Here is a 24,325-nt window from a genome sequence, read left to right as displayed (position 1 = left end):
CCATCAGCACACGCAGCTACCCACGACCGGAGCGTATCTCCTGAAATACCGAGACGCTGAGCAAACGGGCCTTTCTGACCCCACGGCAAACCGGCATACTTCAACGCAATCTCACGCCGCTGCTCGGGGGTAAACCGGCTAGCCGAGTAATGAACTTTCGTACTCATGAATCCTCCTTAAAAGGCGTTTCACAAGTAGTCTGACAATTAACGAGTGCCACAAAACCCGCCTGGTATCGGTGTGGCGCATGTGACTGGAGTGCTAATAGCGACTAGAGTTTGAGGCATGTCTGTCTCTAGCAAGCCGAAGTCGTCTAACCGGGCGCGCCGGAAGAACACTGGTCCGCAGTCTGGTTCGCGAAGAGGACCATCCTCAGCGAACCTTTCCTCGCGAACCGCTTCCCGCGCTGCCGATACGTCCCACGAACGCACCGGCAGCGCATTTCGTGCTGTGGGTTCGGGTCTGGGAGCGATGTTCGGCGCTACGGCTAAAGGCATTGGAGGTACAGCGCGAATGATTGCTCGGAAAGATCCCGATCAAGACGCACCTCAACTTCAGGAGCAATCGCCACGGCGTCTGGGGATTGAGGAGCACGCCGACGGCATCGGCCTCACCCTTATTGGGCTTTCTGTGGTGCTCGGTGCGACGGTCTGGTTCGATATCGCGGGGCCCGTCGGGGAGTGGATTGCCAATGTCGCCCACTTGACCATTGGCGCAGGTGCCTTAGTGCTTCCGGTCGCGCTGTTTGCCTTGGCCATCACCCTGATGCTGGGTGTCAAGCCAGAACCAGAACGGGAAACCGGCGTCGTGGTGGGCACGCTGCTGATCGTGCTGAGCATGCTCGGCCTCGTGCACATCTTCGCGGGAACTCCTGTTGACTGGGCTGCCCGAAAGACCGCTGGCGGTGCGTTGGGCTATATCGTCGGTGGTCCGCTGGCAGCCGGTTTTAGTGCTTACCTGGCTATCCCGATCTTGGCACTCGTCATTATCTACGGCGCACTGCAGGTCACGGGCGTTGCAGTGCGGGAATTCGTGGACTACATCATCGGCGCGGTCGGATTCCGCGACAACGTGGACGTAGAAGACGACGATGACGACGATATTTACAGCTCCGCCGACCAGGAAATCGAGTCCATGGCGCGCAGCCCGCGGCCACGCCAACCCCGTCCGTCGCGTCCGATCGATAACTACCCGCTGGACGAAGAACCAGAGGACGATCCGCAGCCATCGCTGTTTAGCAAACCAAAGAAGCCCGCACGCGCTGCAAATCTCTACGACGAACCAGCGCCAGCCGATACCGATGAGTTCCCCGCGGTCGTGGACGAGCCGGAGCCCGAAGCTACTGTCCAGCTTCCTTCGGTGCCATCAGCCGTCGATAAGGCGCCCGATGCCGTCGCCGCCAGCCGGGAGGCCATGCGCGAAGCCATCATCGCCCGCTCCGGCATTGACCCCGCGAAGGTGCAGGCCAGCGTACCTAAGAGCGAGCTGAAGAAGGACGTTCCGCCGCCGGCGCCACGTGAGGTGGACTCCAACTACGTCCTCCCGAATGCTGCAGAGTTGCTTATTGGTGGCGAGCCGCCGAAGACGAGGTCCGCTGCGAACGATCGCATGATCGAAGCGATCACTGACGTGTTCCGGGAATTCAATGTTGACGCCGTCGTCACGGGCTTCTCGCGTGGCCCGACAGTGACCCGCTACGAGGTCGAGCTCGGGCCTGGCGTGAAGGTTTCGAAGATCACGAACCTGCAGTCCAACCTGGCCTACGCAGCGGCGACCGACAACGTGCGCCTGCTCGCACCGATCCCCGGTAAATCGGCCGTCGGCATCGAGGTGCCGAACTCCGACCGCGAGCTGGTGCGGCTTGCCGACGTCCTCAATGCGCCCGAAACCGTGGCCAACCATGATCCGATGCTCATTGGCCTCGGTAAGGACATCGAAGGCGATTTCATTTCCCACTCCGTGCAGAAAATGCCACACCTACTCGTCGCAGGTTCCACAGGTTCCGGTAAATCCGCCTTCGTCAACTCTCTGCTCGTGTCGCTGCTCACCCGCGCTACCCCGGACGAAGTGCGCCTGATCCTAGTGGACCCGAAGATGGTGGAACTGACCCCATACGAAGGCATCCCGCACCTGATCACGCCGATCATCACCCAGCCAAAGAAAGCCGCTGCCGCACTGAACTGGCTGGTGGAGGAGATGGAACAGCGCTACATGGACATGAAGTCCGCGCGTGTGCGCCACATTAAGGACTACAACCGCAAGGTCGCTTCGGGTGAGATCACCGCACCTCCAGGCTCTGAGCGGGAATACCGTCCGTACCCATTCATCGTGTGTGTGGTAGACGAGCTCGCCGACCTGATGATGACGGCACCGAAGGAAATTGAAGAATCCATCGTCCGCATCACCCAGAAGGCGCGTGCAGCCGGTATTCACCTGGTGCTGGCAACCCAGCGCCCATCTGTGGATGTGGTTACCGGTCTGATCAAGACCAACGTGCCTTCCCGTCTCGCCTTCGCCACCTCATCCCTCACGGACTCCCGAGTCATCCTGGACCAGGGTGGCGCAGAGAAACTCATCGGCATGGGCGACGGGCTGTTCATCCCACAGGGTGGCCGCCCGGTGCGCATGCAGGGTGCCTTCGTCACGGATGAAGAAGTGCAAGCGGTGGTTGAAGCGGCTAAGGACCAAGCGGAGCCGAACTACACCGAAGGCGTGACTGAGGAGAAGGCAGGCGAGAAGAAGGAGATCGACGAGGAAATCGGCAACGATCTGGAAGACCTCCTGGCAGCAGTGGAAATTGTGGTCACCTCGCAGCACGGATCCACCTCCATGCTGCAGCGCAAGCTGCGCATCGGCTTTGCCAAGGCGGGCCGCCTGATGGACCTCATGGAAACCCGTGGCGTGGTTGGCCCATCCGAAGGTTCCAAGGCCCGTGAGGTTCTGGTGAAACCGGAAGAGCTGGACACTATTCTCTGGATGCTCAAGGGCGCCGACCCGGCAGAAGCCCCGAAGGAGGAGGACGACGTCACCGTGGTCGAGGCAAACCCTAACGGTGGCGTGTTCTAGAGCGTGTGTTGTGCTCTGGGACCCTCAATAGGCTAAAGTAGGGCTTTGTCTTGGAGGGGAGTACCCCACCCTAGTCGGCACAGATCGTCAGCACGGCAGCCCCTCTCGCGGGCTCCCGGTCGTGCCACCCGCTACAGCGCGCTGAGCGGGCGGGGGAGACCTCCGGTCATTTTCGTTCAACCGATAAGACCGGAGGTCTTTTGCATGGAAGTTAATTTGCTTACCTGGAGCATCACCGGACTGGTGGTGCTTGGGCTCTTCGTATTCGACTTTTATTCACACGTGCGCAAGCCGCACGAACCGACGATGAAAGAGTCCGCCTACTGGATGGCGTTCTACATGGCGCTGTCTACCATCTTTGGCATTTTCTTGTGGTTCACCTGGAGCGAACCGGGCAACCCGCATCAGCACGGCATGGAATTCTTCACCGGCTACGTCACGGAACTGGCGCTCAGTGTGGATAACCTGTTCATGTTCGCTCTCATCATGGGCTCGTTCAAGGTGCCCCGTAAGTTCCAGCAGAAGGTGCTGCTGATCGGTATCGTGTTGGCGCTGATTTTCCGCCTGGTGTTCATCCTGCTGGGTGCCGCGGTAATCAACGCGTGGTCGGACGTGTTCTACCTGTTTGGTCTGTTCATCCTGTACACGGCCGTGAAGCTGATCATCGATGAGATGTCTGATCAGCCAGAGACGGACCCTTCCGATATGTGGGTGATCAAAACCCTGCGCAAGGTCATCCATGTCACCCCAAGCTACGAGAGCGACAAGTTGTCTGTCCGGGTCAACGGAAAGCGTGCCCTCACCCCGCTGTTTGTCTGCCTCGTTGCTATCGGCATGGTCGACGTGATGTTCGCGCTAGACTCCATCCCAGCTATCTACGGCATCACCCAGGAGGCGTACATTGTGTTCACGGCCAATGCTTTCGCGTTGCTCGGCCTGCGTCAGATGTACTTCCTCCTCGATGGCCTCATCGACCGCCTGGTGTACCTGCCGTACGGCTTGGCCATCATCCTCGGCTTCATTGGCGTCAAGCTTGTCCTGCACGCGCTGCACGAAAACAACCTGCCGTTCATCAACGGTGGCGAAAACGTGCACGTGCCAGAAATTCCAACGCTGGCGTCATTGCTGGTAATCGTCAGCGTCCTCGCGATCACCGCGGGCGCCTCCATCCTCAAGACGAAGCGTGACGAAGCCCAAGGTGGCGTCATGCCAAACTGGAACCCGGCAAAGCAGGTTTACGAGGACGAGCGTTAGCTAAACACATTGAGAACCGGGTTCCACTCCCGGATCTCGCGCCCATCAAGGACCCCTTCCAATGTGAAGGGGTCCTTATCCATGAGCTGCTCGGCGTCGGCGCAGGTAGCTGGCTCCGGGAGCCGGATGATGATCAACGCGCCACCAGTATTGTCGAGGAAGGGGCCCGAGCCAACGAGAGCGCCTTGCTCTTTCAACGTAGCGAGGAATTCCCGATGGACGGGACGCACGCGGGCGATGTCTTCGGAGTCGGCGGGGTAGCGGTAGTGAACGGCAAAGTATTTCATAGCCCTTAGTCTAGGTGGAATAACCCGTGTATGGTGTTGCCTTGTGAGTGGTGATCAAAAGACGTCCAATTGGAATGTGCCCAATGCGCTAACCAGCCTGCGCATTATCGCGGTGCCGGTATTTGTATGGCTAGTTCTGCGCGCTGATAACACAGACCACAAATGGATGTGGTGGTCTTTCGGGTGCTTCGTCGCGTTGATGATCACGGACAAACTGGATGGCGATATTGCCCGCAAACACAACCTGATCACCGACTTCGGCAAGATCGCCGACCCGATCGCGGACAAAGCCCTGATGATCGCCGCCTTCGTGTCGCTGAACATCGTCGGGGCACTGCCCGTGTGGGTCACCGTCGTGATCATCTTCCGAGAGCTTGGCATCACCTTCTGGCGGATGATCCAGCTGCGCCATGGCAAGGTGGTTCCGGCGTCCAAGGGTGGGAAAATCAAGACGACCCTGCAAACGCTCGCTATCGCGTTGTACCTCATGCCGCTACCTTCGTGGGCCGATCTGCCGGTGTGGTTGGTTATGCTGGCAGCAGTGGCGGTCACCGTGGTGACCGGCGTGCAGTACTTGTTGGACTCGCGAAAGGAAAACCGTGGCTAATTTCCTCACCACTTTGACCGAACGCAGGCAAACGCTTTCCACCTGTGAGTCCTTGACGGCGGGCAGGTTGGCGTCGTTAATTGCGGCGCAGCCCGGCGCCAGCGAGGTGTTCGTCGGCGGCTTCGTCACCTACTCCAGCGAGCTGAAGACGCAGCTGGCGGGCGTGCCAGCGCAGCTTATCGACGACCATGGCGCCGTTTCCCCGGAGTGTGCCGAAGCCATGGCAGTGGGGACGCGAGAAAAGCTCGGCACTGACTGGGCACTCGCCCTGACGGGTGTGGCGGGGCCAGCACTGCAGGAAGACAACCCGGTGGGTGTCGTGTGGCTTGGCATTGCAGGGCCCGAGGGATCCAAAAGCATTCGGGTGCTCCCAGAAGGACACACTCGCTGGGCGCTGCGCCCTGGAGCCACAGAACCAGAAGAGGTCGTGGACGGGGATCGAGTAGAAATTTGCCAGCACAGCGCCAATTTTGCGATCGAAACGCTGGAAAATATCCTCGCCGGGAACTAAAAACGTCCCCCACGCGTTATAAACAGTGATGGCTACTCAAACTGCACTACTAGAAAAGCCAGTAGCTGAACCGCTACTGCGCGAGGCCCTCGGCGCCGCACTTCGCGCCTTCCGTGCCGACCGTGGCATTACGCTGCGCGAACTGGCTGAAAAATCGAGCGTTTCCCCCGGCTACCTCTCCGAACTGGAACGCGGCCGGAAGGAAGTGTCCTCCGAACTCCTCGCCTCAGTGTGTCACGCACTTGGCGTGAGCGTCGCCGATGTCCTCATCGAAGCTGCCGGATCCATGGCAATCCAGTCCGCCGATCAAGAGTTCGTACACTTTTAGCCCTGCACTTCCACGCGTCACCTGTACACTGGGAGTATTGAAAAAGTTAGCGGCCGCTGACACAACAAAACTTGGAAGGTTAATTCACGATGGCTAATCCATTTGTCAAGGCATGGAAGTACCTGATGGCTCTCTTCGACTCAAAGATCGAAGAAAACGCCGACCCAAAGGTCCAAATCCAGCAGGCAATTGAGGACGCACAACGCCAGCACCAAGAGCTGTCCCAACAGGCAGCAGCGGTTATCGGCAACCAGCGCCAGCTAGAAATGCAGCTCAACCGTCGCCTCGCCGATATCGAAAAGCTCCAGGGCAACACCCGCCAGGCGCTGCAGCTTGCCGACAAGGCCCGCGCCGCCGGCGACAACGCCAAGGCAGTCGAATACGAAAACGCTGCCGAAGCGTTCGCAGCACAGCTCGTTACCGCAGAGCAGTCCGTCGAAGACACCAAGCAGCTCCACGACCAAGCCCTCCAGCAGGCCGCACAGGCCAAGCAGGCTGTGGAACGCAACGCCATGTCCCTGCAGCAGAAGGTAGCCGAGCGCACCAAGCTGCTGTCCCAGCTGGAACAGGCCAAGATGCAGGAAAAGGTCTCCGAGTCCATCAAGTCCATGAACTCCCTGACCGCCTCCGGCAACACCCCGAACCTGGACCAGGTGCGCGAAAAGATCGAACGCCGCTACGCCAACGCCCTCGGCCAAGCAGAACTCGCACAAAACTCTGTCGAGGGTCGCATGGTAGAAATCGAGCAAGCCGGAATCCAAATGGCCGGCCACTCCCGCCTCGAACAAATCCGTGCCCAAATGTCCGGCGAACTGACCAGCGGCAACCCACAACAGTCCCTGGAAGCTGGCTCCGGAGCCCCATCCGCCGCAGCTGACGACGCCGTCGCGCAGAAAATGCGCGAACTGCGTGGCGAGTAACCACCTGTAGCCATTCGTCCCCGAGCACCACGTTGGTGCTCGGGGATTTTTGGTTGGGGCTGTGCGGATCCCCGGGAAGTGAAACCCGGGTCTCGGGTGAGAAATAGGCTTTCCGGGTGGGTTGTGGGTGTTTTTGCGCCGAGACCCGGGGAATGCTTCCCGGGTTTCTCAGTAAAAGGCACCTAGGTCACGCCTAATCTCCCACGCCTCGAGCGACTAAGGCATCGCCGATGTTGCGGGCGCGCTTGATGGAACGAATGAGTACTGGTGTGCCGAGGGCTTGGATGGAAAAATCCACGCCTCGGGCTTTTCTGGCGTCCAGGACTTCGGAAACTGTGGCTAGTTGGAGGGGGATCAGGCGGATGGTGAGGCTGATGGCCAGCACGATGGTGTCTACGGGGACTCCGAAGCGGCGGGTGGGTGCCAGGCCTCGTTCTAGGGAGTCCATCATTTCGCTGATCTGGGTGGTCAGGGTGAGAAGGGTAGCGGCGGCGATGGCTGCGTAGATTACCAACACGATGACTGTTGCTCGGGTGAGGCCGAGCTGCCACCATTGGAAGGCAAATAACGCCAACAGCACGGGGGCTGCTGGCCAGAGCTGTTGCCAAGCGATGCGAATCGGGACCCGGGCGATCACGTAACCGATGAGGGGGACGCACAAGGTCACAAGGGCACCTGGCACGGTGTCTACGAGCATTGAGGTGCCGATGATGAACACGACGAGGAAACTGAGCTTCCAGCTTGGTCGGATTCTGTGGAGCACAGTGGTGCCAGGCACGTAGGTACCGAGGGGGACAGCGAGCATCAGGGCTGCTCCAACATCAATGCGGTGTAGTGGTCGATCACTGTGGCTGGGTCTCCATCGGCGACGACGGCGCCCCCATCCAGGCACAGCACCCTGTCGAAGTCACGCACGAAGTCGAGGTCGTGCGTGACCACTATCAGTTGCTGCTCCAGCTTGCGGAACACCTCGGCGATCTTGAGGCGATTGCGCAAGTCGAGCAGGGTCGTGGGCTCGTCTGCAATGATCACCTCGGGTTCCATGACAAGGACTGCGGCGAGTGCCAGCAGTTGCTTCTGCCCGCCCGACACTGTGTGCGGCGAGGCATCGCGGTGGCCGGCAAGGTCGAAGCGCTCGAGCATCTCAGTTACTCGGCGCTCGCGCTCCGCTTTGGACAGCTTCAATCGTCGCAACGAAAATGCGACGTCTTCCGCGACCGTTGGCATCACAATCTGATTTTCCGCATCAGAAAATACGAACCCGACTTTTCTGCGCACGGCTCGGGCATGCGTAGCGACGTCCAAGTCGTCGATAAGCACGCGCCCCGAGGCGGGAGCACCCAGGCCGTTGATCAGCCTAATCAAACTCGACTTGCCCCCACCATTTGCACCGATGATGCCGATGCGGCGCTCGGTGAGGGTGAGGGAAATGTCTTGGAGGACGGTGCGGTCGCCGAACTCCACCGCGACCTGGTCAAACTGGATACGAGACATCGGCTACTTGCGCTGCATCAAATCGGGGAACGCAGCGTGGACGCCAGAAGCGATGGCCACCATGATCGCCACCTTAACAGCATCAGGGATCAAAAACGGCACCTGCACGCCGAGCGCCCCTACCAAATCCATGGACGCCACCAACATCAGACCCACCACGCCGCATGCATATTGAACCGCAAGGCCAGCGAACGCTCCGACAATCAGTAGTAAGTAACGAGAACTTGCGGATTTAGCCTGGTAAGCAATCGCGCCGGCAACAAAAGCGCTGATCACATACCCGACGATGTAGCCCACGGTAGGTCCGGCCAGCGCAGACAGCAGCGAACGCCCACCAGCCAAAACCGGGAAGCCTAACAACCCCAGCAGCAGGAACAACACGGCAGCTGCAGTGCCACGCTTTGGGCCCAACACCAAGCCCGTCAGAATGACGATGGCGTTTTGCAGCACAATTGGCACGCCCGCGGCACCAGGAATGGTGAAAAATGCGAACACGATGATCAAAGCGGCGAACACCGCAACATAGGCCACATCGCGCATGGGATTGTGGGCAGAGGTAGCAGACACGGGAACAGGTGCTCCTTCAAGCAGGGAGAATGAACAATGTTTAGGACTTCACCTTAACACTGGCAAATCCCTGGAAAGGATATGGCGTTGCTAACGCTTCCAAAATGGGGGCGTTCGCTAGGGTAGGAAGACATGCGGTTAGCACAGTTTCACCAGTTGGTCAGCGACGAATTCGGTCCCGCGTTGGGGCGGATGCACATCGAATCACACGTGCTGACGGGCTTTGGAAAGACCCCCGCCGAACTAATCGAACAGGGGGTTGATGTTCGGGAGGTATGGTGGCAGCTGTGTCGTGACTTTGACGTGCCAGAAAGTCGCTGGTTGGGTGAGGATTACTAAAATTTCCCCGTAACTGTGTTTCGTACTGCTATCGAACAGTTGTTTGTGTATTATCGAACAGTGTCGGGTGTGCCAGTTAGTGTGGCAACCAAGAACTTCCGCTTTAGGTGCAACCTTTTGGGCGGGTTCGCCAGTCTAACTTAATAGACCCCTTTCAGTTATTTAGCTCAAGGAAGATCAACAATGGCAACCAAGAAATCAAAGACAGCCACCGCTGGCAACGATCGGGAGAAGGCCCTTGAAGCCGCCATGTCCATGATCGAAAAGGACTTTGGCAAGGGCGCGATTATGCGGCTGGGCGACGATACCCGCCCACCTATCCAGGTCATTTCCTCCGGCAACACCGCGATCGACATCGCCCTCGGCCTCGGTGGTTTCCCACGCGGCCGCATCGTGGAAGTGTACGGACCGGAATCCTCCGGTAAAACAACCGTTGCTCTGCACGCTATCGCGCAGGCGCAGCGCAACGGCGGCATTGCTGCATTTATCGACGCCGAACATGCCCTCGATCCGGACTACGCCCGCAAACTCGGTGTCGATACCGACCAACTCCTGGTGTCCCAGCCTGACACCGGCGAACAGGCACTGGAAATCGCCGACATGCTGGTGCGTTCCGGGGCAATCGACATCATCGTGATCGACTCCGTCGCTGCCCTCACCCCGAAGGCAGAAATCGAAGGTGAAATGGGTGACTCTCACGTCGGCCTCCAGGCGAGACTGATGTCTCAGGCACTACGCAAGATGACCGGTGCACTGTACAACTCTGGCACCACCGCGATCTTCATCAACCAGCTGCGCGAAAAGATCGGCGTCATGTTCGGCTCCCCAGAAACCACCACCGGTGGTAAAGCGCTGAAGTTCTACGCTTCCGTGCGCTGCGATGTGCGTCGCATCCAAACCCTGAAAGACGGCCAGGACGCGATCGGCAACCGCACCCGCCTCAAAGTGGTCAAGAACAAAGTCTCCCCACCATTCAAGGTCGCAGAATTCGACATCATCTACGGCGAAGGTATCTCCCGCGAATCCTCCATCATTGACCTCGCGGTAGAAAACGGTGTGGTGAAGAAATCGGGCTCCTGGTTCACCTACGAAGGGGAACAGCTGGGCCAGGGCAAGGAGAAGGTCCGCATCAACCTGAAAGAAAACCCTGACCTGGCTGACGAACTGGAAGACAAGATCTACCAAAAGATCGGGTTTGGCAAATACGCCAACAAGGACACGGAGCTACCCGACGAACCCATCGACGTGATACCGAACGTCGACTTCGACGACATCGACCTGGATGAAAAGTAGTGGCCACCCCGGCCCCTGACTCCATCCGAGCCACAAAGATCGCGGCGCTGCGCGAAAGCCTTGCGCACCTCGACGCAGCGCCCCAGATCGATGTGGAGTACGAAAAACGCAAAGCCAAAGTCCGCCACCGGGCGCTCCTGCTACTGGACCAGCGTGCTCGCTCCGAACACGAAATCACCACCAGATTGCTCGACGCCGATTTCGAGCCACCCATCGTGGCGGACGTTGTGGCCGACCTCAAGCGCTGTGACCTCATTGATGACGCAACCTTCGCCGCCGAATGGGTCCGCCAACGGCACACCCACCGCGGGAAATCCCGCAGGGCCTTGGAGCACGAACTCCGGGAAAAAGGAATAAGCTCAGCAGTCTCCGCCGACGCACTGGCGAGCATCAGCGCCGAATCGGAAGAGTCGCAAGCCACCGCGCTAGCGGAAAAGAAAGCCCGCACCATCACACACGCACCGGCCAACTACTCGGAATACACCAAAATGCTCCGGAAAGTAGTGGGAGTGCTAGCCCGGCGAGGGTACGGGGAATCGATGAGCTATGGCGTCGCAAAGCAGGCGCTAGACCAGCGCATCAGCCAGCTCTAACGAGAAAGGGCCTGGCGCCGAGTACAAAGCTCGGTGTCAGGCCCTTATCTAAAGGATTACTCCGCCGTAGAACGCAGATCCTTGTGGTAAGGATCGTGCCAGTCAACGTTAACCTGGTCCTTGGTCTCCAGGCCCTGATCGCGGTGCTCAGGAACCTTCGCCAAGATGTTCTTCCGGGCGCGGCCAGCACGGAGCTGACGCTCAATACGCTCAGCTAATGCAGTGAGCGCGTAGTTGATGATGATCATGATGATCGCGGTAACCACCAGCGCAGCCAAGAAGTTGCGGTAGTACGACGCAGACTGCATGCCACTGCGGACCACTTCGATATAACCCAGCTGGTACCCCAAAGCGGAGTCCTTCAGCGCGATTACCATCTGAGAGATCAGAGCCGGGAGCATTGCTGCGATCGACTGCGGCAGCAAAATCGACCACATCGTCTGACGGTGCGTCATACCCAGTGCACGGGCGGCCTCTACCTGTCCCTTCGGCAGGGAGTTAATACCAGAACGCAGAATCTCGGCGATCACCGAACCGTTGTACATCGTGAGTCCGAACACCACCGCGGCGAACGCCAGCTGAGAGGACGGGAACACCGCGTATTGGGCGAACATCTGGTACGCGAAGATCATCAGGATCAGCACCGGGATGGCGCGGAAAAACTCGACGATCACGCCGCACACCCAGCGCACGGGCGCGATTTCGGACAGGCGGCCCAGGCCAAGCGCCACACCCATCACCAGTGCCAGAATCACGGAGAACACAGCAGCTTTCAGCGTGCCGAATAGGCCCGGCAGGAGGTACGTGGTCCAGGTGGTGCCCTTTAAGAATGGGGTCCATTTATCAGCGACCAGCTGGCCGTTGTCTCCGAGGATTTTCACTGCCCAGAACACGGCGAGTGCAGCAATGAGCAGGGAGACCACCGTGACGATGGTGTTGAACTGTCGACCCTTCGGGCCGGGAGCATCATAAAGTACTGTTGCGCGTACTGCGGACATTACTTCTTCACCGCCAATCGGTTAGCCAGTGAGCCGAGGGCGAGGCCCATCGGCAGGGTGAGGATGACAAAGCCCAGGGCGAAGATGCCGAAGACGAGGAAGAGCTCGTTGGCGTTGTTTTCGATGGTGGACTTCATCAGCAGGGACGCTTCCGCCACACCAATCACGGATGCGATGGTGGTGTTCTTGGTGAGCGCGATCAGAGTGTTGCCCAGTGGCACGATCGCGGCGCGCAATGCCTGCGGGAAAATGATGTTGCCGAAGATCTGTGGGAAGCTTAGGCCCAGGGATCGGGCGGCCTCTGCCTGTCCGAAGTGCACCGTGTTGATACCGGAGCGCAGGGACTCCGCCACGAAGGTGGAGGTGTAGAGCACGAAGCCGAGGACGGCGATCCAGAAGTTGTTGTTCTTGATGAAGTTGTCGTTCTCAGGTGCCAGGGTCAACCCCAGGTTCTGGTACAGACCCACCGAGCAGAACAGGATAATCAGCGTCAGGGGAGTGTTGCGGACGGTGTTGATGTACAGCGTCGCTACGCTGCGCAAGAACGCCACCGGGGAGACACGCATCGCGGTGAGGATGGTGCCGAGGATCATTGCACCGAGCGCGGAGAAGAAGGTCAGCTTGATGGTGACCCAGAACGCGCCCAGGAGGTCGGGTTGTAGTTCAGTCCACATTTCGTTCATGGGAATGCTCCGTTTCTACTTCGCGTCCAGGAAGGACAAATCGCCGGGAGTTCCCTGTTCCACAACTTGGGCGTCGTCGCCAAGGTTTGCGGTGAGGAATTGTTCAAATGAGCCGTCGGAGTACATCTTTTCCAGGGCGCGGTTGATAGCCTCGGTGGATTCGGTGTCTCCCTTGGCGTGGCCGATGCCGTAGCGTTCGTTGGTGAACGGTTTGCCGTCGGATTTGGTCATCTCGACAACCTTAAACTCACCCTCGTACTGGGATGCGAAGCCGTAGAGAATGGTGGCGTCGGTGGTCATGGCGTCGACTTTCTTCTGGTGAAGGGCTTCCACGCAGGAAGAGTAAGAGTCGTATTCCTGGAGCTGTACGCCAGGCAGTTCCTTCTTGATTTTCTGTGCTGGGGTAGAGCCGGTCACCGAGCACAGCTTACGGCCGTTTTCCAGGTCGGAGAGTTGTTGCAGGGTGGTGTCATCCTGGCGCACCAACAACGCCTGGTGAGTAACGAGGTAGGGGCCGGCGAAGTTCACAGACTTCGCGCGGCTCGCGTTGATCGAGTACGTCGCGGTGATCATGTCCACCTCGCCGTTTTTAATCAGCGTTTCGCGCTGCGCAGAGGGCGTCTCGCGCCACTTGATCTTAGGGGAGGCCCAGCCGTTTTCCTCGGCGATGAAATTCACCACATATGTGGCAACGTCCACGTCGAGGCCGGCCATGGATTTGTCCGGGTGTCGCAGCCCGAGGCCCGGCTGGTCGTATTTGGTACCGAGGATAACCTCACCGGACTCGATGCTGTCGAGGAGGCTGCGGGGTTCGCTGCTTCCGCAGGCGCTTAACGACGCCACGCCCGCCGAAACCAGGACCGCTGCCGCGATCTTCTTTAGAGCTTTCTTCATGGCGTCCCCCTAGTGGCCCAGGATCTTGCCCAGGAAGTCGCGGGCACGATCGGACTGTGGGTTGGTGAAGAAGGACTCGGGATCGGTATCTTCGACGAGTTCGCCGTCAGCCATGAACAGGATGCGGTCAGCTGCCTTGCGGGCGAAGCCCATTTCGTGAGTAACACAGACCATGGTCATGCCTTCCTTAGCCAGGCTGGTCATGACGTCGAGCACTTCGTTGACCATTTCCGGGTCCAGTGCGGAGGTTGGCTCGTCGAACAGCATGACCTTGGGGTTCATGGCCAAGGCGCGGGCGATGGCGACGCGCTGTTGCTGACCACCAGACAGCTGTGCTGGGTACTTATCGGCCTGGTTCGCGATGCCGACGCGGTCGAGCAGTTCCATGGCGCGCTTGTCTGCCTCGGCTTTGGAAAGCTTGCGAACCTTGATCGGAGCCAACGTCACATTTTGTTTAATGGTCAGGTGAGGGAAGAGGTTGAAAGATTGGAAACACATGCCAACGTCGGCCCGGAGGCTGGCAAGATCCTTGCCTTCCTCTGGGAGCAGCTTGCCGTCGATGTGGATGGTGCCCTCGTCGATGGTCTCGAGGCGGTTGATGGTTCGGCACAGGGTTGATTTGCCGGAGCCGGATGGGCCCAAAACTACAACGACCTGGCCCTTAGGGATATCCAGGTTGATGTTCTTGAGAGCATGGAAGTCATCAAAGTACTTGTTCACGCCCTGAATCGAAATCATGGTGTGGTTCGCGTCACTAGTCATAAGCACACTATAAGGTAACCAGGGTCACATTTAAAACTCTCAGTCTAAATTTGCAAAGTTGTGATGCGAATAATGCGAAGAGGCACGATTTAGGAACCGCAAATGAGGGGGATAGACTGTGCAATCGTGGTCGAGGAAAAAATGAAAAACAAGACGTACGAAGTTCGCACATTCGGTTGCCAAATGAACGTGCACGATTCCGAACGACTCTCCGGTCTCTTAGAGGAAGCCGGATACTCACCTGTGCCCGAAAACGGGGAACCAGACCTCATTGTCTTCAACACGTGCGCAGTCCGCGACAACGCAGATCAGCGTCTCTACGGCACCCTCGGGAACCTGCGGAGCGTGAAAGAGCAGCGCCCGAACCTACAAATTGCTGTTGGCGGCTGCCTCGCCCAGAAAGACAAGGACGCTGTCGTTAAGAAAGCGCCCTGGGTGGACGTTGTGTTCGGCACCCACAACATCGGGTCGCTGCCTGCCCTGCTTGACCGCGCTTCGCACAACAAGAAAGCCCAGGTGGAAATCGTTGACTCCCTGGAGCAATTCCCGTCCGTCCTGCCGGCGAAGCGAGAATCAGCCTACGCCGGATGGGTTAGTGTGTCCGTGGGCTGCAACAACACGTGTACTTTCTGCATTGTGCCGTCGTTACGCGGCAAGGAAGTCGACCGCCGGCCTGGCGACATCCTCGCTGAGGTGCAGGCCCTCGTCGATCAGGGCGTGTCTGAGGTGACGCTACTCGGTCAGAACGTTAATGCTTACGGCGTGAACTTTGCCGATCCGGAACTCGAACGCGACCGCAGCGCTTTCTCTAAGCTGCTGCGCGCCTGCGGCACCATAGAAGGCCTCGAGCGTGTGCGTTTCACCAGCCCACACCCAGCGGAATTTACTTCCGACGTCATCGACGCCATGGCGGAAACCCCAAACATCTGCCCGCAGCTGCACATGCCACTGCAATCTGGTTCAGACAAAGTGCTCAAAGAAATGAAGCGCTCCTACCGGTCCGCAAAATTCCTTCGCATCCTCGACGAAGTGCGGGCGAAAATCCCTCATGCAGCGATCACCACTGACATCATCGTCGGCTTCCCGGGTGAAACCGAAGAAGACTTCCAAGCCACCCTCGACGTGGTGGAAAAAGCGCGTTTCACCAGCGCCTATACCTTCCAGTACAGCCCGCGCCCAGGCACGCCGGCCGCAGATTACGACAACCAAATTCCAAAGGAAGTTGTCCAAGAGCGCTACGATCGCCTTCTCGCGCTGCAAGAACGCATCTGCCTGGAGGAAAACAACAAGTTAGTCGGTACTGAGGTTGAGTTGCTCGTCCAGGCGGGTGGCGGACGCAAGAACGACAAGACCCACCGGATGACCGGTCGCGCCCGCGATGGCCGTCTGGTCCACTTCGCCCCTACCGGAAGCATTGACCAACACATTCGGCCTGGCGACGTCATCACCGTCACCATCACCGCAGCCGCACCCTTCTTCCTCCTCGCTGATTCCGGCGTCGGTACCCACCGACGCACCAAGGCAGGAGACATGTCCGAAATCGGCAAGGTGCCTACGACCGCACCGATCGGCGTTGGCCTTGGCCTGCCAAAGATCGGCAAACCGACCCTTTCCGTGGGGGCACCGGCAGCCAATACCGACGGCTGCTGCACGACCCACTAGATTAGGTGAAAGAACTTAGCGAGCCCCAAGGAAGAACGACAGACCGTGAGTGAAACATCCCAGCACACCGCCCACGAGCTAGCCCAACGCGAACGACACGCGGCCCGCCGAATCGACATGTCCGGCTACCGAGCCCCGCTCATCGGAGGTGCTCTCGCTATCGTGGCAAGCTGGCTGCTGCCCTACACCGGGAACATGACGGCCTTGGACATCGCCTTCCTCACCGAGCGATCCTTCGACTACGGAATCTCCACTCCAGAACGCATCTTCGTTTGGCTGTGCGTCCTCGGCCCCGTAGCCCTCACCCTCATCGCCTACTTCCGAAAGTCCACCATACTTGCGCAGCTGGCCTGGGCGCTGTCCGGCATCGCGATGTTCTTTTCCATCTTCGCCATCTGGATGCGACAAACCCGCGACCAAGGCTCCGGGGCCGGCGTCGGCCTCATCCTCGCAGCCATCGCAGTTCTGTTCGTGGTGTATGGCCTGTACAACGTGGTGACCATGCGCACCGAAGAACAGGAAGAAATCGCCGAACTGCGCCGCAAAGAGGTGTACCTCGACCCGGTGGCGCAGCAACAGGCTGAGGCTTTCGAAGGCAAGAATGCCCACAGCGCCGATGAACGCGGGCCTATCGACGACCGTCGCGCCCGAAATGCGCAGCGTCGCGCCCAGCAGCGGCAGCAAGACTCCTAAGCAACAGGGTGACCCCGATTCCCGCGGTGAGGGACTGGTGGGCTTCGGCCCGACATTACGCCCCCGACATTACGCCCCCGAGGTTGCCCCAAAAATGCCCTGTTGACCCCGAACTTCGGGAGGGTAATGTCGGGGTGAACGTGGGACGGCTCCGGCCACGTTGCGATAAAGCGACCTTTGAGACCAGTGAGGCAGTTGAGAATGCTGCGATGGTAAGCATTACGCCCCCCGACATTATGCCCCCGACAATGCACCAAAATCACCCCAAAATCACCCCAAAAACCCCGAACTTCGGGAGGGTAATGTCGGGGAGAAAACGCGGGCGGTTACCTTGCCTTAGAAACCTATGCGGCAGTACAAGGTCAATGCCGCGGCCTTCCGAAAAACCTACACCTGCTTTTGCCAGGCGGTGACGTGGCTGATAGCGGTGGCACCTAGTTCTTTGTTCAGGGCGATCATGGCGGTGTTGTCGTCAGCGACGCTGGTATAGATGCGTGCTAGTTCGGGGTGTGCAGTGAGCGCTGCGTTGTGCGCGTGTGATTTGAGGGCTGTGCCGAGGCCGCGGTGCCGGTGTTCAGAGCGGACGTAGGTTAGTCCTTGGATGGCGACTTTTGGGGAGAATCTCTCGTGGATCCAAATCTCGGAGATTCCGACAACGTCGCCCGTGTCTGTGGTGGCGATGGCGTGGTAGTTTTCGGTGCCCAGGGCCCGGAAGTGTGCGGTGCTTTCTGCCAATCGGGCAGTGTCCCATTCGGCGCGTCGAATGTCGAGGGCGCCGAGTGGTTGGTCTAGTGAGGCCGCGGTGTAGAGTTCGGCAACGCCGGGAAGGAGATCCTCGGGGAAGTCGGTGTTGGCGAATACCTCGATGTCGGGGCGGGCGAGGAGGTCTGCCAGGCGCGCGGGGATAACGTATTCGGTTTGTGCGAGGGCGCAGGTGTAGCCGGCGTCCCGGAAGGTGGCTGCAAACGCGGAAGCGGCGCCGAGGGCGTGCTGGTCCCATAGGTGGATGACGCTGCGGCCAAAGCGACGGGCGATGTCGTCGCTGATGCCGAGCATATCGACGACCAGTTCCCGGGCAGCATCGCTTGGCGGGGTGCCTGGGATGGGTTGGAAGTCGGCATCCAGGACGAGGGAAATATCGAGGCTATGGATGTTGTCAGCGAGCGGTTGCGTCACGATGAGCCACCCGACAGCGGGCGGTTCTGCTTCATCCCCGGTGGCGGAGAATTGGGGATACCCGAACTGGGAGTCGCCGAGGGCACCGGCCCACGGATCGGTGGTGACGGCGAAGATGTGAGTGTGGGCAGTGTGGGACGGGGTGGCTAGGGCGTCGATAAGCTCAGTAATCCCCCGTGAGGCGTCGGCACTGCCGGTGGTTTCCTGCGCGGCGAGGTTGGCCATAAAGACCAACGTGCGGAGCGCGTCTGATGGTTCCTCACCGACGACGGGCCCCGCACACTGATAAACAAACATTTACAGGTCTTCCACCGCACCCAGCGCTGCGTCTGCCCATTCCTGCCACTGGGCGGCCTGGGCGCGAAGCTCCTCTGCTTGCTTGTTCTTACCCGCTGCCTCCGCAGCTTCCGCTTGCTCGGTGAAGTCTTTTACTCGCGCGGTGAACTGGGCGGCGCGGGCCTGAGCTTCGGGGTCGGTGCGGCGCCATTGCGCGTCGGTGGCGTCAGCGACGAGCTTCTCCAGCGCACCAATCTTGTTCTCAAATTCGCGGACGCGGTTCTTCGGAACGAAGCCGATCTCTTCCCACTTTTCCTGCAGCTCGTGGAGCTTACGGCGGGCGCCGTCGAGGTCCTTGTCTGGGTCGATCAGCGGGGTGTACTCGGCGATGAGCGCTTCCTTCGCCTCCGCGTTGCCCTGGAACTCGCGGTCACGTTCGTTATTGACGGCGGTGCGGGCGTCGAAGAAGAAGTCCTGAGCTGCTTTGAACGCTGCCCACAGCTTGTCGTCGATCTCGCGTGGGGCGCGGCCGGCGGCCTTCCACTCCGTCATCAGATCACGGAAGGCGCGGGCGGTTTCCGCCCAGTCGGTAGAATCCTTGAGTTCCTCGGCGCGGGCAACCAGGGCTTCCTTCGCCTTGCGGGCTGCTGCGCGGCCACGATCGAGCTCAGCAAAGTGGGAGCCACGACGACGGTTGAAGGCATCCCGGGCGCGGGAGTAGCGCTTCCACAGGGCGTCGTCAGTCTTGCGGTCGATGCCCCGGATGGTTTTCCACTCATCCAAGATGGCGCGCAACCTGTCGCCGGCAGCCTTCCAATCAGTGGAGGATTCGCCGATGGTTTCGGCTTCGGCGGCCAGGGCTTCCTTTCGGGCCACTGCTTCGGCACGCGCCCTTGCTTTGGCTTCCTTGACGGCCAGGCCGGCCTGCTCGGACGAGTTGATAATGCCGTCCAGGCGCTGCTCCAGGCTGGCGAGGTCGCCAATAACCGCGGCTTCAGTAAGAGATTTCTTCAGGTCAACAGCGGAGAGGCGGATGTTGCCAGAATCTTGCGGGTGGGCGACCAGGCGGGATTCGAGAAGCTCAACCTCGGTAGCCAGGTCGTCGAAGCGGGCACCGTAGTGGGCGAGACCCTCCGCGTGGGTTCCGGCCTGCCAGGAACCGATGAGTCGTTCACCGTCAGCGGTCTTGACAAAAACGTCACCGTTGTCCGCGACCCGGCCCCATTGTGCTGGGTCATTGTGCACCGCATGTGCTGCGGCCGGCACAACTGGCTTGATACCTTGCGCTCCTGGTCGAGGTCCCGGACGAGGTCCTGGGCGTGGGCCTGGCTTCGGAGTTGGAGTGGTCATGGGACGTCCTTCGGGTGTTGTGCCGCGCGACACGGCTGCCAATAAAAGCTGCGGTTCACGGTGAATGAACGCTAAACAGACATTCTAGCCGGAACACTGTATGAGTGTGGGCACTATCCCAGGCTAGAGTTAAGCGCGTGCCCGTGATTTTTATTCCAGCTTCTCCAGCGCTCGTCCCAGAACTTGGGATAGGTGACGCGTCGAGCGTACGGCTGCGCGACGCGGCGCGCTCGCTCATCGACGCTGCCCTGTCCGATCCGCGTTGCCCCCAGGTCACCATAGTGGGCAGCACCGATCCTGACTCGTACACCGCTCACACAGGGAGCTTTCGCGCATGGGGTGCGGATGTCTCAGTAGGAGGCGGCAATCACCTTCCTGAATTGGTGGCACGCTACCTGCTCGGATCGTGCCCCCTGCCCATCACCTCGGGAACCTGGCACCCACCGTATGATGGCGAACTAGTGATTTATCCGCTCGACGGTCCAGCGGGACTGATTGATAAGGCTCCACTCGCCAAGGTTCCCGGGGCCCCTTTGCGGCACCAATGGTGCCAGCAACTGCTGCGCGGCGAAGACGTCCACTGGCCAGCTGACCTGAAACAGCTGCGTATCGACGGCATCATCGACCCCGACCCCTGGTGGGCCTTGCGAGGATCGAAGGTAGTCGGTGCCGAGCTGGTGGCAGTGGAAGAAGAACACGGAGTAGGGCGATATGTTGCCCAATGGAAGGAAATGCACTGATGCGACCGATCGCGGTTGTGGGGCCCACGGCTTCGGGCAAGTCTGCGCTGGGAGTGGCATTGGCGCACCACTTTGGTGGGGAGATCGTCAACGTCGATTCCATGCAGCTCTATTGGGGGATGGACATCGGCACCGCGAAGCTGACGATAGCGGAACGGGAGGGGATTCCACATCACCAGTTGGATGTGTGGGATGTGACCGAAACTGCGTCAGTGGCGCGCTACCAGCGGGATGCGGTGGCTGATGTCGAAGCGATCATGACGCGCGGTAATGTGCCGATCCTCGTAGGCGGCTCCATGCTGTATGTGCAATCCTTAGTGGACGATTGGCAATTTCCGCCGACATCACCCGAGGTGCGGGCCAAGTACGAAGACCGCTTGGCTCAGATCGGAGTTGCGGCGTTGCACGCCGAATTGGCGGAGATCGATCCAGCAGCCGCAGCGATCATCGAAGACGCAGATCCGCGTCGTACCGTGCGGGCGTTGGAAGTCATCGAACTGACCGGTAAGCCATACGCGGCGAGCCAACCACCGATTAACCAGCCCCCACGGTGGGGAGCCACGCTGCTAGGGCTGCGCACCACCAGTGACTGGCTGAACCCCCGAATCGAACTGCGCACAAAGCTGATGTTTGAACGTGGACTGGTAGAGGAGGTGACGGCCTTGCAACAGCAGGGGCTTGTCGCTGATTCCACCGCTGGACGGGCGATCGGCTATGCCCAGGTGCTCGCTGCGCAGGCGGGGGAGCTCACGTGGGACGAAGCCGTGGAACGCACGATCACTGGGACGCGTCGTTACGTGCGCCGACAGCGGGCATGGTTCAACCGAGACCCGCGCATCCACTGGATTGATGCTGCGGGTGACACGCTAGCCCAGGCGCTTAAGATCCTGGCAGCCCGCGAGCGACACGACGAGCCGTAATCCAGCTCTCCCGCAAACTCGCGGCCCGGTCATCGGTAATGGCGAGGAGCCGTTCAGCCTGGGACACCGACAGGGGAGCGTTGATCCTCGCGGGAAGCCGGTGCAGGAAACGTTGGGCGTTCGCACAGTCTTCGTGGAAGCCAGCAATGTCAGGATTGACGCTGTCGCGCTCCAGCAACGCTGGTCGAAGAAGCGTCCGGTCTTCCAGGTGCTGGGCGTCGGGGCTGGTGCAAAACTGGTCGAATTCGTCCAACACATCGGTGATGTCTTGGGCACTGAGCAAAATGGAGGAGCGAAGCGCATCGATCTCGACCGCGTCCGGGCGACGCCTGCTCGCCACCATCAGCATGCCGATGATACCGAGGCTGAGCAGCAAACCCACGGTTTTGAGGGTGAATATCAGCCACATGCAGCCGAGAAGGGAGAGCGCGATGAGCCACCACGGCAGTGACGAGTTGCGACGCGGCACTGAAAAATCTGGGTACTCCGGCATACTGAGCGCGCTCACCTCCTCGAATTTTTACAGCCTAGTGTAGCGAGAATCACTTTAGTAGCCACCGCAGCCGCCGGACCCGCAACCGCAGCCGCCATCGCCACCGCAACCTGCAGGTGGTTTGATTTCCGCGGCGAGCAGGAAAGTGCCGGCGACGACGGCACCATCGGCGGGGACGGCGTCGGTAAGTGGCAGGCACAAATCCAAAGCAACGGGTGCGTTGACGCGGGTACGGATGAACTTGGTGCCGGTCAGCTCGTTGGTGAGCACGGTGGCGTCGTGGATTTCCACGGCCAGTGTGGCAGAGGCGTCAGGGGTCTGGGCAGCGCCGGAGTTAACGATCCGCTCGCCGTGGCTTACCAGAGTTCCCACTGTCAGACCAGCGGCCTCTGCCTGCGCGGCGTTGTCGAACACCTGGGAGTCGATGCTGATAGCGCTGAGCTTGAGGTGCTGCCACTGCTGCGTCGGTTCATCGACGAGCAGTGGGCCCTGCGCCAAGTTGGCGGCCACAGAAGCCACGTGGAAGCCTTCATCATTGACCAGGTCACACAGCGCTAATACGTCGTTGATCATGCTGACGTGGGCGTCATGGACCGTACTGGAATTAAAACCGGCGAACGTGGTGAAGGGTTCAGCTGCCAAAATGAACATCTGTGCGCCGGAAGGATCGGTGAATTCGATGAGCTGCCCGCCGCGCACCTCTCCAATCACCTGGAGCTTTTCTGAAGCGATAGCGGCCTCCACGGCGTCCTGCCATCGCGGAAAATTCATGCCAATGCTGAGCAAATCCCGGGTCATGATTTCAGTCATGGTTTCTTAGTTTAGTGCGGTGCTGGAGCTAAGAATAATCGCGTTATTAGTGGTGGAAGTGGTGAGCATGACACAATGGCAGCTAATGACGAAAAACAATCATGATGACCTCCTTTCTGAGGTTTTTAAGGATCACACATCAGCACCTGCTGCTAACTCAAACGGGATCGATCAATCGGGGCTGCTCGCCCCTTCAGAAGACGCTCCGACAGTCGGCGAACTTGACCTGGAGGCGCGGTCCTCGCTGCGTAAACTCAGCCGTGGCGGTACCGTGCGTGACACCGAGCACCGCGAAGGTTACGAGGTCGAATACCGCAAGCTACGTCTGGAGCGTGTTGTGTTGGTAGGTGTGTGGACGGAAGGGACCACCGCCGAAATTGAAGCGAACATGGCCGAGCTCCAAGCGCTAGCGGAGACCGCCGGTTCGGAAGTGACGGAAGTGCTGTACCAAAAGCGCGACAAACCAGATCCCGGTACCTACATTGGGTCGGGCAAAGTCCGGGAGCTGGCGGACATCATCGCAGCGACCGACTCGGACACGGTCGTCTGTGACGGTGAGCTGACCCCCAGCCAGATGATCGCGCTGGAAGAAGCCCTTAGAGTCAAGGTTATTGACCGGACTATGCTGATTCTGGATATCTTCGCCCAGCACGCCAAATCCAAAGAAGGTAAAGCTCAGGTCGCATTAGCGCAGATGGAGTACCTCTTCAACCGCGTTCGTGGTTGGGGTGGCAATCTCTCCCGCCAGGCGGGCGGCCGTGCCGGTTCTAATGGTGGTGTAGGCCTGCGTGGCCCCGGTGAAACGAAGATCGAGGCGGATCGACGTCGTCTCCGCGCCGACATGGCTCGGCTGCGCAAAGAGATCGCAGGGATGAAGACGACGCGTGAAACCAAACGCGCGAAGCGACGCGCCTCCACCACACCACAGATCGCCATTTCCGGCTACACCAACGCGGGCAAGTCCTCGCTGATTAACGCGATGACTGGCGCGGGTGTGCTGGTGGAAAACGCGCTATTTGCCACCCTGGATCCCACGACACGCCGCGCGGAACTCGCTGATGGCCGTGCTGTGACCTTCACCGACACCGTCGGGTTCGTGCGCCACCTACCGACCTCCTTCGTGGAAGCGTTCCGCTCGACCCTGGAAGAAGTGGTGGATGCGGACTTGGTGCTGCATGTAGTGGACGGTTCCGACCCGTTCCCGCTCAAGCAGATCGAGGCGGTGAACAAGGTCATCCTGGAGATCGTCCGGGAAACCGGCGAGGAGGCGCCACCGGAGATCATCGTGGTGAACAAGATCGATAAAGCTGATCCGCTCACCCTCGCGGAACTGCGTCACGCGCTCGATGATGCGGTGTTCGTCTCCGCTCACACCCTCGAGGGTATTCCGGAGCTGGAAGCCCGCATCGAGCTGTTCCTCAATTCCCTCGATGCGCACGTCCACATGCTTATTCCATTCACGCGCGGCGACGTGGTGGCACGCCTGCACAGCCACGCCACGGTGTTGTCGGAGAAGTACAACGAGCACGGCACGCTTCTCGACGTCCGACTGCCCGGATCCCTGGCCGCGGAATTGGCCGAATTTGTGGTAGAGCCTGACGTCTAGCGT

General features: G+C 59.7%; 26 protein-coding genes. 14 read left to right on the top strand and 12 right to left on the bottom strand.

What is annotated here, in order from left to right; translation table 11 throughout:
* Positions 1 to 285 precede the first annotated feature (285 nt).
* Complete coding sequence (locus ACZ6ZO_RS01460; protein WP_465289984.1) at positions 286 to 3,066, top strand: FtsK/SpoIIIE family DNA translocase; 2,781 nt, start codon at positions 286 to 288, stop codon at positions 3,064 to 3,066.
* Positions 3,067 to 3,270: 204 nt separating this feature from the next.
* On the top strand, positions 3,271 to 4,320 hold the full coding sequence (locus tag ACZ6ZO_RS01455) for a TerC family protein (RefSeq protein ID WP_182386317.1): 1,050 nt from the start codon (positions 3,271 to 3,273) through the stop codon (positions 4,318 to 4,320).
* On the opposite strand, the gene ACZ6ZO_RS01450 is transcribed toward ACZ6ZO_RS01455, so the two are convergent.
* Positions 4,317 to 4,607, bottom strand: coding sequence for a YciI family protein (locus tag ACZ6ZO_RS01450; RefSeq protein ID WP_182386316.1), 291 nt, complete (start codon positions 4,605 to 4,607; stop codon positions 4,317 to 4,319). The two genes, ACZ6ZO_RS01455 and ACZ6ZO_RS01450, sit on opposite strands and share 4 nt — an antisense overlap.
* A 19-nt stretch (positions 4,608 to 4,626) precedes the next feature.
* On the opposite strand from ACZ6ZO_RS01450, the gene pgsA reads away from it, so the two are divergent.
* The 4 genes from pgsA to ACZ6ZO_RS01430 all read left to right on the top strand — a co-directional run bounded on the left by pgsA (position 4,627) and on the right by ACZ6ZO_RS01430 (position 6,973).
* Positions 4,627 to 5,214 (top strand): CDP-diacylglycerol--glycerol-3-phosphate 3-phosphatidyltransferase, encoded by a 588-nt coding sequence (pgsA, locus tag ACZ6ZO_RS01445; protein ID WP_465289998.1) that lies wholly within the window; start codon positions 4,627 to 4,629, stop codon positions 5,212 to 5,214.
* Positions 5,207 to 5,725: a CinA family protein gene (locus ACZ6ZO_RS01440; protein WP_465289981.1), complete on the top strand. Its 519-nt coding sequence runs from the start codon at positions 5,207 to 5,209 to the stop codon at positions 5,723 to 5,725. The genes pgsA and ACZ6ZO_RS01440 overlap by 8 nt, the downstream gene beginning before the upstream one ends.
* A gap of 28 nt (positions 5,726 to 5,753) precedes the next feature.
* Positions 5,754 to 6,053, top strand: coding sequence for a helix-turn-helix domain-containing protein (locus ACZ6ZO_RS01435; RefSeq protein ID WP_182386314.1), 300 nt, complete (start codon positions 5,754 to 5,756; stop codon positions 6,051 to 6,053).
* Positions 6,054 to 6,142: 89 nt separating this feature from the next.
* The gene (locus ACZ6ZO_RS01430; RefSeq protein WP_182386313.1) at positions 6,143 to 6,973 is read left to right on the top strand and encodes a PspA/IM30 family protein; all 831 of its coding nucleotides are present in this window, start codon (positions 6,143 to 6,145) and stop codon (positions 6,971 to 6,973) included.
* Between the two features lie 193 nt (positions 6,974 to 7,166).
* On the opposite strand, the gene ACZ6ZO_RS01425 is transcribed toward ACZ6ZO_RS01430, so the two are convergent.
* Genes ACZ6ZO_RS01425 through ACZ6ZO_RS01415 form a run of 3 tightly spaced genes read right to left on the bottom strand, consistent with a single transcriptional unit; the run spans position 7,167 to position 9,034 of the window.
* Positions 7,167 to 7,778: an energy-coupling factor transporter transmembrane component T family protein gene (locus ACZ6ZO_RS01425; RefSeq protein WP_208767345.1), complete on the bottom strand. Its 612-nt coding sequence runs from the start codon at positions 7,776 to 7,778 to the stop codon at positions 7,167 to 7,169.
* Complete coding sequence (locus ACZ6ZO_RS01420) at positions 7,778 to 8,467, bottom strand: energy-coupling factor ABC transporter ATP-binding protein (protein WP_465289978.1); 690 nt, start codon at positions 8,465 to 8,467, stop codon at positions 7,778 to 7,780. The genes ACZ6ZO_RS01425 and ACZ6ZO_RS01420 overlap by 1 nt, the downstream gene beginning before the upstream one ends.
* Positions 8,468 to 8,470: 3 nt before the next feature.
* Positions 8,471 to 9,034, bottom strand: a complete 564-nt coding sequence (locus tag ACZ6ZO_RS01415; protein ID WP_182386311.1) for a biotin transporter BioY — start codon at positions 9,032 to 9,034, stop codon at positions 8,471 to 8,473.
* 132 nt (positions 9,035 to 9,166) lie between these two features.
* Here ACZ6ZO_RS01415 and ACZ6ZO_RS01410 point away from each other — a divergent pair, with 132 nt between their 5' ends.
* The 3 genes from ACZ6ZO_RS01410 to ACZ6ZO_RS01400 all read left to right on the top strand — a co-directional run bounded on the left by ACZ6ZO_RS01410 (position 9,167) and on the right by ACZ6ZO_RS01400 (position 11,259).
* Complete coding sequence (locus ACZ6ZO_RS01410; RefSeq protein WP_182386310.1) at positions 9,167 to 9,373, top strand: DUF3046 domain-containing protein; 207 nt, start codon at positions 9,167 to 9,169, stop codon at positions 9,371 to 9,373.
* 183 nt (positions 9,374 to 9,556) lie between these two features.
* Complete coding sequence (gene recA / locus ACZ6ZO_RS01405; RefSeq protein WP_465289976.1) at positions 9,557 to 10,666, top strand: recombinase RecA; 1,110 nt, start codon at positions 9,557 to 9,559, stop codon at positions 10,664 to 10,666.
* A gap of 23 nt (positions 10,667 to 10,689) precedes the next feature.
* Positions 10,690 to 11,259 carry a regulatory protein RecX gene (locus ACZ6ZO_RS01400; RefSeq protein ID WP_465289996.1) on the top strand — a complete coding sequence of 190 codons (570 nt, stop codon included), beginning with the start codon at positions 10,690 to 10,692 and terminating at the stop codon, positions 11,257 to 11,259.
* A gap of 56 nt (positions 11,260 to 11,315) precedes the next feature.
* Here the strand turns inward: ACZ6ZO_RS01400 and ACZ6ZO_RS01395 are convergent, their stop codons facing one another.
* The 4 genes from ACZ6ZO_RS01395 to gluA are packed head-to-tail and all read right to left on the bottom strand — an operon-like array spanning position 11,316 to position 14,572.
* Positions 11,316 to 12,257: an amino acid ABC transporter permease gene (locus ACZ6ZO_RS01395; protein WP_182386307.1), complete on the bottom strand. Its 942-nt coding sequence runs from the start codon at positions 12,255 to 12,257 to the stop codon at positions 11,316 to 11,318.
* Positions 12,257 to 12,940 (bottom strand): amino acid ABC transporter permease, encoded by a 684-nt coding sequence (locus ACZ6ZO_RS01390; RefSeq protein ID WP_465289974.1) that lies wholly within the window; start codon positions 12,938 to 12,940, stop codon positions 12,257 to 12,259. The genes ACZ6ZO_RS01395 and ACZ6ZO_RS01390 overlap by 1 nt, the downstream gene beginning before the upstream one ends.
* 15 nt (positions 12,941 to 12,955) lie before the next feature.
* Positions 12,956 to 13,834 (bottom strand): glutamate ABC transporter substrate-binding protein, encoded by an 879-nt coding sequence (locus ACZ6ZO_RS01385; protein WP_182386305.1) that lies wholly within the window; start codon positions 13,832 to 13,834, stop codon positions 12,956 to 12,958.
* A gap of 9 nt (positions 13,835 to 13,843) precedes the next feature.
* On the bottom strand, positions 13,844 to 14,572 hold the full coding sequence (gluA, locus tag ACZ6ZO_RS01380) for a glutamate ABC transporter ATP-binding protein GluA (RefSeq protein ID WP_208769164.1): 729 nt from the start codon (positions 14,570 to 14,572) through the stop codon (positions 13,844 to 13,846).
* 165 nt (positions 14,573 to 14,737) lie between these two features.
* On the opposite strand from gluA, the gene miaB reads away from it, so the two are divergent.
* Together miaB and ACZ6ZO_RS01370 are read left to right on the top strand one after the other, a co-directional pair.
* Positions 14,738 to 16,258, top strand: a complete 1,521-nt coding sequence (miaB, locus tag ACZ6ZO_RS01375; protein WP_465289972.1) for a tRNA (N6-isopentenyl adenosine(37)-C2)-methylthiotransferase MiaB — start codon at positions 14,738 to 14,740, stop codon at positions 16,256 to 16,258.
* A gap of 45 nt (positions 16,259 to 16,303) precedes the next feature.
* Complete coding sequence (locus tag ACZ6ZO_RS01370; protein ID WP_465289970.1) at positions 16,304 to 16,951, top strand: Rv2732c family membrane protein; 648 nt, start codon at positions 16,304 to 16,306, stop codon at positions 16,949 to 16,951.
* Positions 16,952 to 17,338: 387 nt separating this feature from the next.
* Here the strand turns inward: ACZ6ZO_RS01370 and ACZ6ZO_RS01365 are convergent, their stop codons facing one another.
* Both ACZ6ZO_RS01365 and ACZ6ZO_RS01360 read right to left on the bottom strand, forming a co-directional pair.
* Positions 17,339 to 18,424: a GNAT family N-acetyltransferase gene (locus ACZ6ZO_RS01365; protein ID WP_465289968.1), complete on the bottom strand. Its 1,086-nt coding sequence runs from the start codon at positions 18,422 to 18,424 to the stop codon at positions 17,339 to 17,341.
* Positions 18,425 to 19,786: a DUF349 domain-containing protein gene (locus ACZ6ZO_RS01360; RefSeq protein ID WP_465289966.1), complete on the bottom strand. Its 1,362-nt coding sequence runs from the start codon at positions 19,784 to 19,786 to the stop codon at positions 18,425 to 18,427. It abuts the gene before it with no gap.
* Positions 19,787 to 19,890: 104 nt separating this feature from the next.
* Here ACZ6ZO_RS01360 and ACZ6ZO_RS01355 point away from each other — a divergent pair, with 104 nt between their 5' ends.
* Both ACZ6ZO_RS01355 and miaA read left to right on the top strand, forming a co-directional pair.
* On the top strand, positions 19,891 to 20,493 hold the full coding sequence (locus ACZ6ZO_RS01355) for a hypothetical protein (RefSeq protein WP_182386300.1): 603 nt from the start codon (positions 19,891 to 19,893) through the stop codon (positions 20,491 to 20,493).
* A complete protein-coding gene (miaA, locus tag ACZ6ZO_RS01350; RefSeq protein ID WP_465289964.1) occupies positions 20,493 to 21,413 on the top strand; it encodes a tRNA (adenosine(37)-N6)-dimethylallyltransferase MiaA in 921 nt (306 codons plus the stop codon). The genes ACZ6ZO_RS01355 and miaA overlap by 1 nt, the downstream gene beginning before the upstream one ends.
* Here the strand turns inward: miaA and ACZ6ZO_RS01345 are convergent.
* Both ACZ6ZO_RS01345 and ACZ6ZO_RS01340 read right to left on the bottom strand, forming a co-directional pair.
* Positions 21,373 to 21,921: a hypothetical protein gene (locus ACZ6ZO_RS01345; RefSeq protein WP_208767360.1), complete on the bottom strand. Its 549-nt coding sequence runs from the start codon at positions 21,919 to 21,921 to the stop codon at positions 21,373 to 21,375. The genes miaA and ACZ6ZO_RS01345 overlap by 41 nt on opposite strands.
* Positions 21,922 to 21,960: 39 nt before the next feature.
* Positions 21,961 to 22,704: a hypothetical protein gene (locus ACZ6ZO_RS01340; protein WP_465289994.1), complete on the bottom strand. Its 744-nt coding sequence runs from the start codon at positions 22,702 to 22,704 to the stop codon at positions 21,961 to 21,963.
* Between the two features lie 79 nt (positions 22,705 to 22,783).
* Here ACZ6ZO_RS01340 and hflX point away from each other — a divergent pair, with 79 nt between their 5' ends.
* Positions 22,784 to 24,322: a GTPase HflX gene (hflX, locus tag ACZ6ZO_RS01335; RefSeq protein ID WP_465289962.1), complete on the top strand. Its 1,539-nt coding sequence runs from the start codon at positions 22,784 to 22,786 to the stop codon at positions 24,320 to 24,322.
* Positions 24,323 to 24,325: the final 3 nt, after the last annotated feature.

This window comes from Corynebacterium sp. NPDC104732, from assembly GCF_055583565.1.
Note: the sequence above shows the minus strand (reverse complement) of the source record. Positions and strands in the feature narration are given on the sequence as shown.

Excerpts from the sequence above, each read along its gene's own strand:
- ACZ6ZO_RS01435 (WP_182386314.1), top strand. The coding sequence starts at position 5,754 with ATGGCTACTCAAACTGCACTACTAGAAAAGCCAGTAGCTGAACCGCTA.
- ACZ6ZO_RS01430 (WP_182386313.1), top strand. The coding sequence starts at position 6,143 with ATGGCTAATCCATTTGTCAAGGCATGGAAGTACCTGATGGCTCTCTTC.
- ACZ6ZO_RS01390 (WP_465289974.1), bottom strand. The coding sequence starts at position 12,940 with ATGAACGAAATGTGGACTGAACTACAACCCGACCTCCTGGGCGCGTTC.
- gluA (WP_208769164.1), bottom strand. The coding sequence starts at position 14,572 with ATGATTTCGATTCAGGGCGTGAACAAGTACTTTGATGACTTCCATGCT.
- recA (WP_465289976.1), top strand. The coding sequence starts at position 9,557 with ATGGCAACCAAGAAATCAAAGACAGCCACCGCTGGCAACGATCGGGAG.
- miaA (WP_465289964.1), top strand. The coding sequence starts at position 20,493 with ATGCGACCGATCGCGGTTGTGGGGCCCACGGCTTCGGGCAAGTCTGCG.
- ACZ6ZO_RS01340 (WP_465289994.1), bottom strand. The coding sequence starts at position 22,704 with ATGACCCGGGATTTGCTCAGCATTGGCATGAATTTTCCGCGATGGCAG.
- ACZ6ZO_RS01395 (WP_182386307.1), bottom strand. The coding sequence starts at position 12,257 with ATGTCCGCAGTACGCGCAACAGTACTTTATGATGCTCCCGGCCCGAAG.
- ACZ6ZO_RS01365 (WP_465289968.1), bottom strand. The coding sequence starts at position 18,424 with ATGTTTGTTTATCAGTGTGCGGGGCCCGTCGTCGGTGAGGAACCATCA.
- ACZ6ZO_RS01425 (WP_208767345.1), bottom strand. The coding sequence starts at position 7,778 with ATGCTCGCTGTCCCCCTCGGTACCTACGTGCCTGGCACCACTGTGCTC.
- ACZ6ZO_RS01385 (WP_182386305.1), bottom strand. The coding sequence starts at position 13,834 with ATGAAGAAAGCTCTAAAGAAGATCGCGGCAGCGGTCCTGGTTTCGGCG.
- ACZ6ZO_RS01420 (WP_465289978.1), bottom strand. The coding sequence starts at position 8,467 with ATGTCTCGTATCCAGTTTGACCAGGTCGCGGTGGAGTTCGGCGACCGC.
- hflX (WP_465289962.1), top strand. The coding sequence starts at position 22,784 with ATGACACAATGGCAGCTAATGACGAAAAACAATCATGATGACCTCCTT.
- ACZ6ZO_RS01460 (WP_465289984.1), top strand. The coding sequence starts at position 286 with ATGTCTGTCTCTAGCAAGCCGAAGTCGTCTAACCGGGCGCGCCGGAAG.
- ACZ6ZO_RS01455 (WP_182386317.1), top strand. The coding sequence starts at position 3,271 with ATGGAAGTTAATTTGCTTACCTGGAGCATCACCGGACTGGTGGTGCTT.
- ACZ6ZO_RS01450 (WP_182386316.1), bottom strand. The coding sequence starts at position 4,607 with ATGAAATACTTTGCCGTTCACTACCGCTACCCCGCCGACTCCGAAGAC.
- ACZ6ZO_RS01410 (WP_182386310.1), top strand. The coding sequence starts at position 9,167 with ATGCGGTTAGCACAGTTTCACCAGTTGGTCAGCGACGAATTCGGTCCC.
- miaB (WP_465289972.1), top strand. The coding sequence starts at position 14,738 with ATGAAAAACAAGACGTACGAAGTTCGCACATTCGGTTGCCAAATGAAC.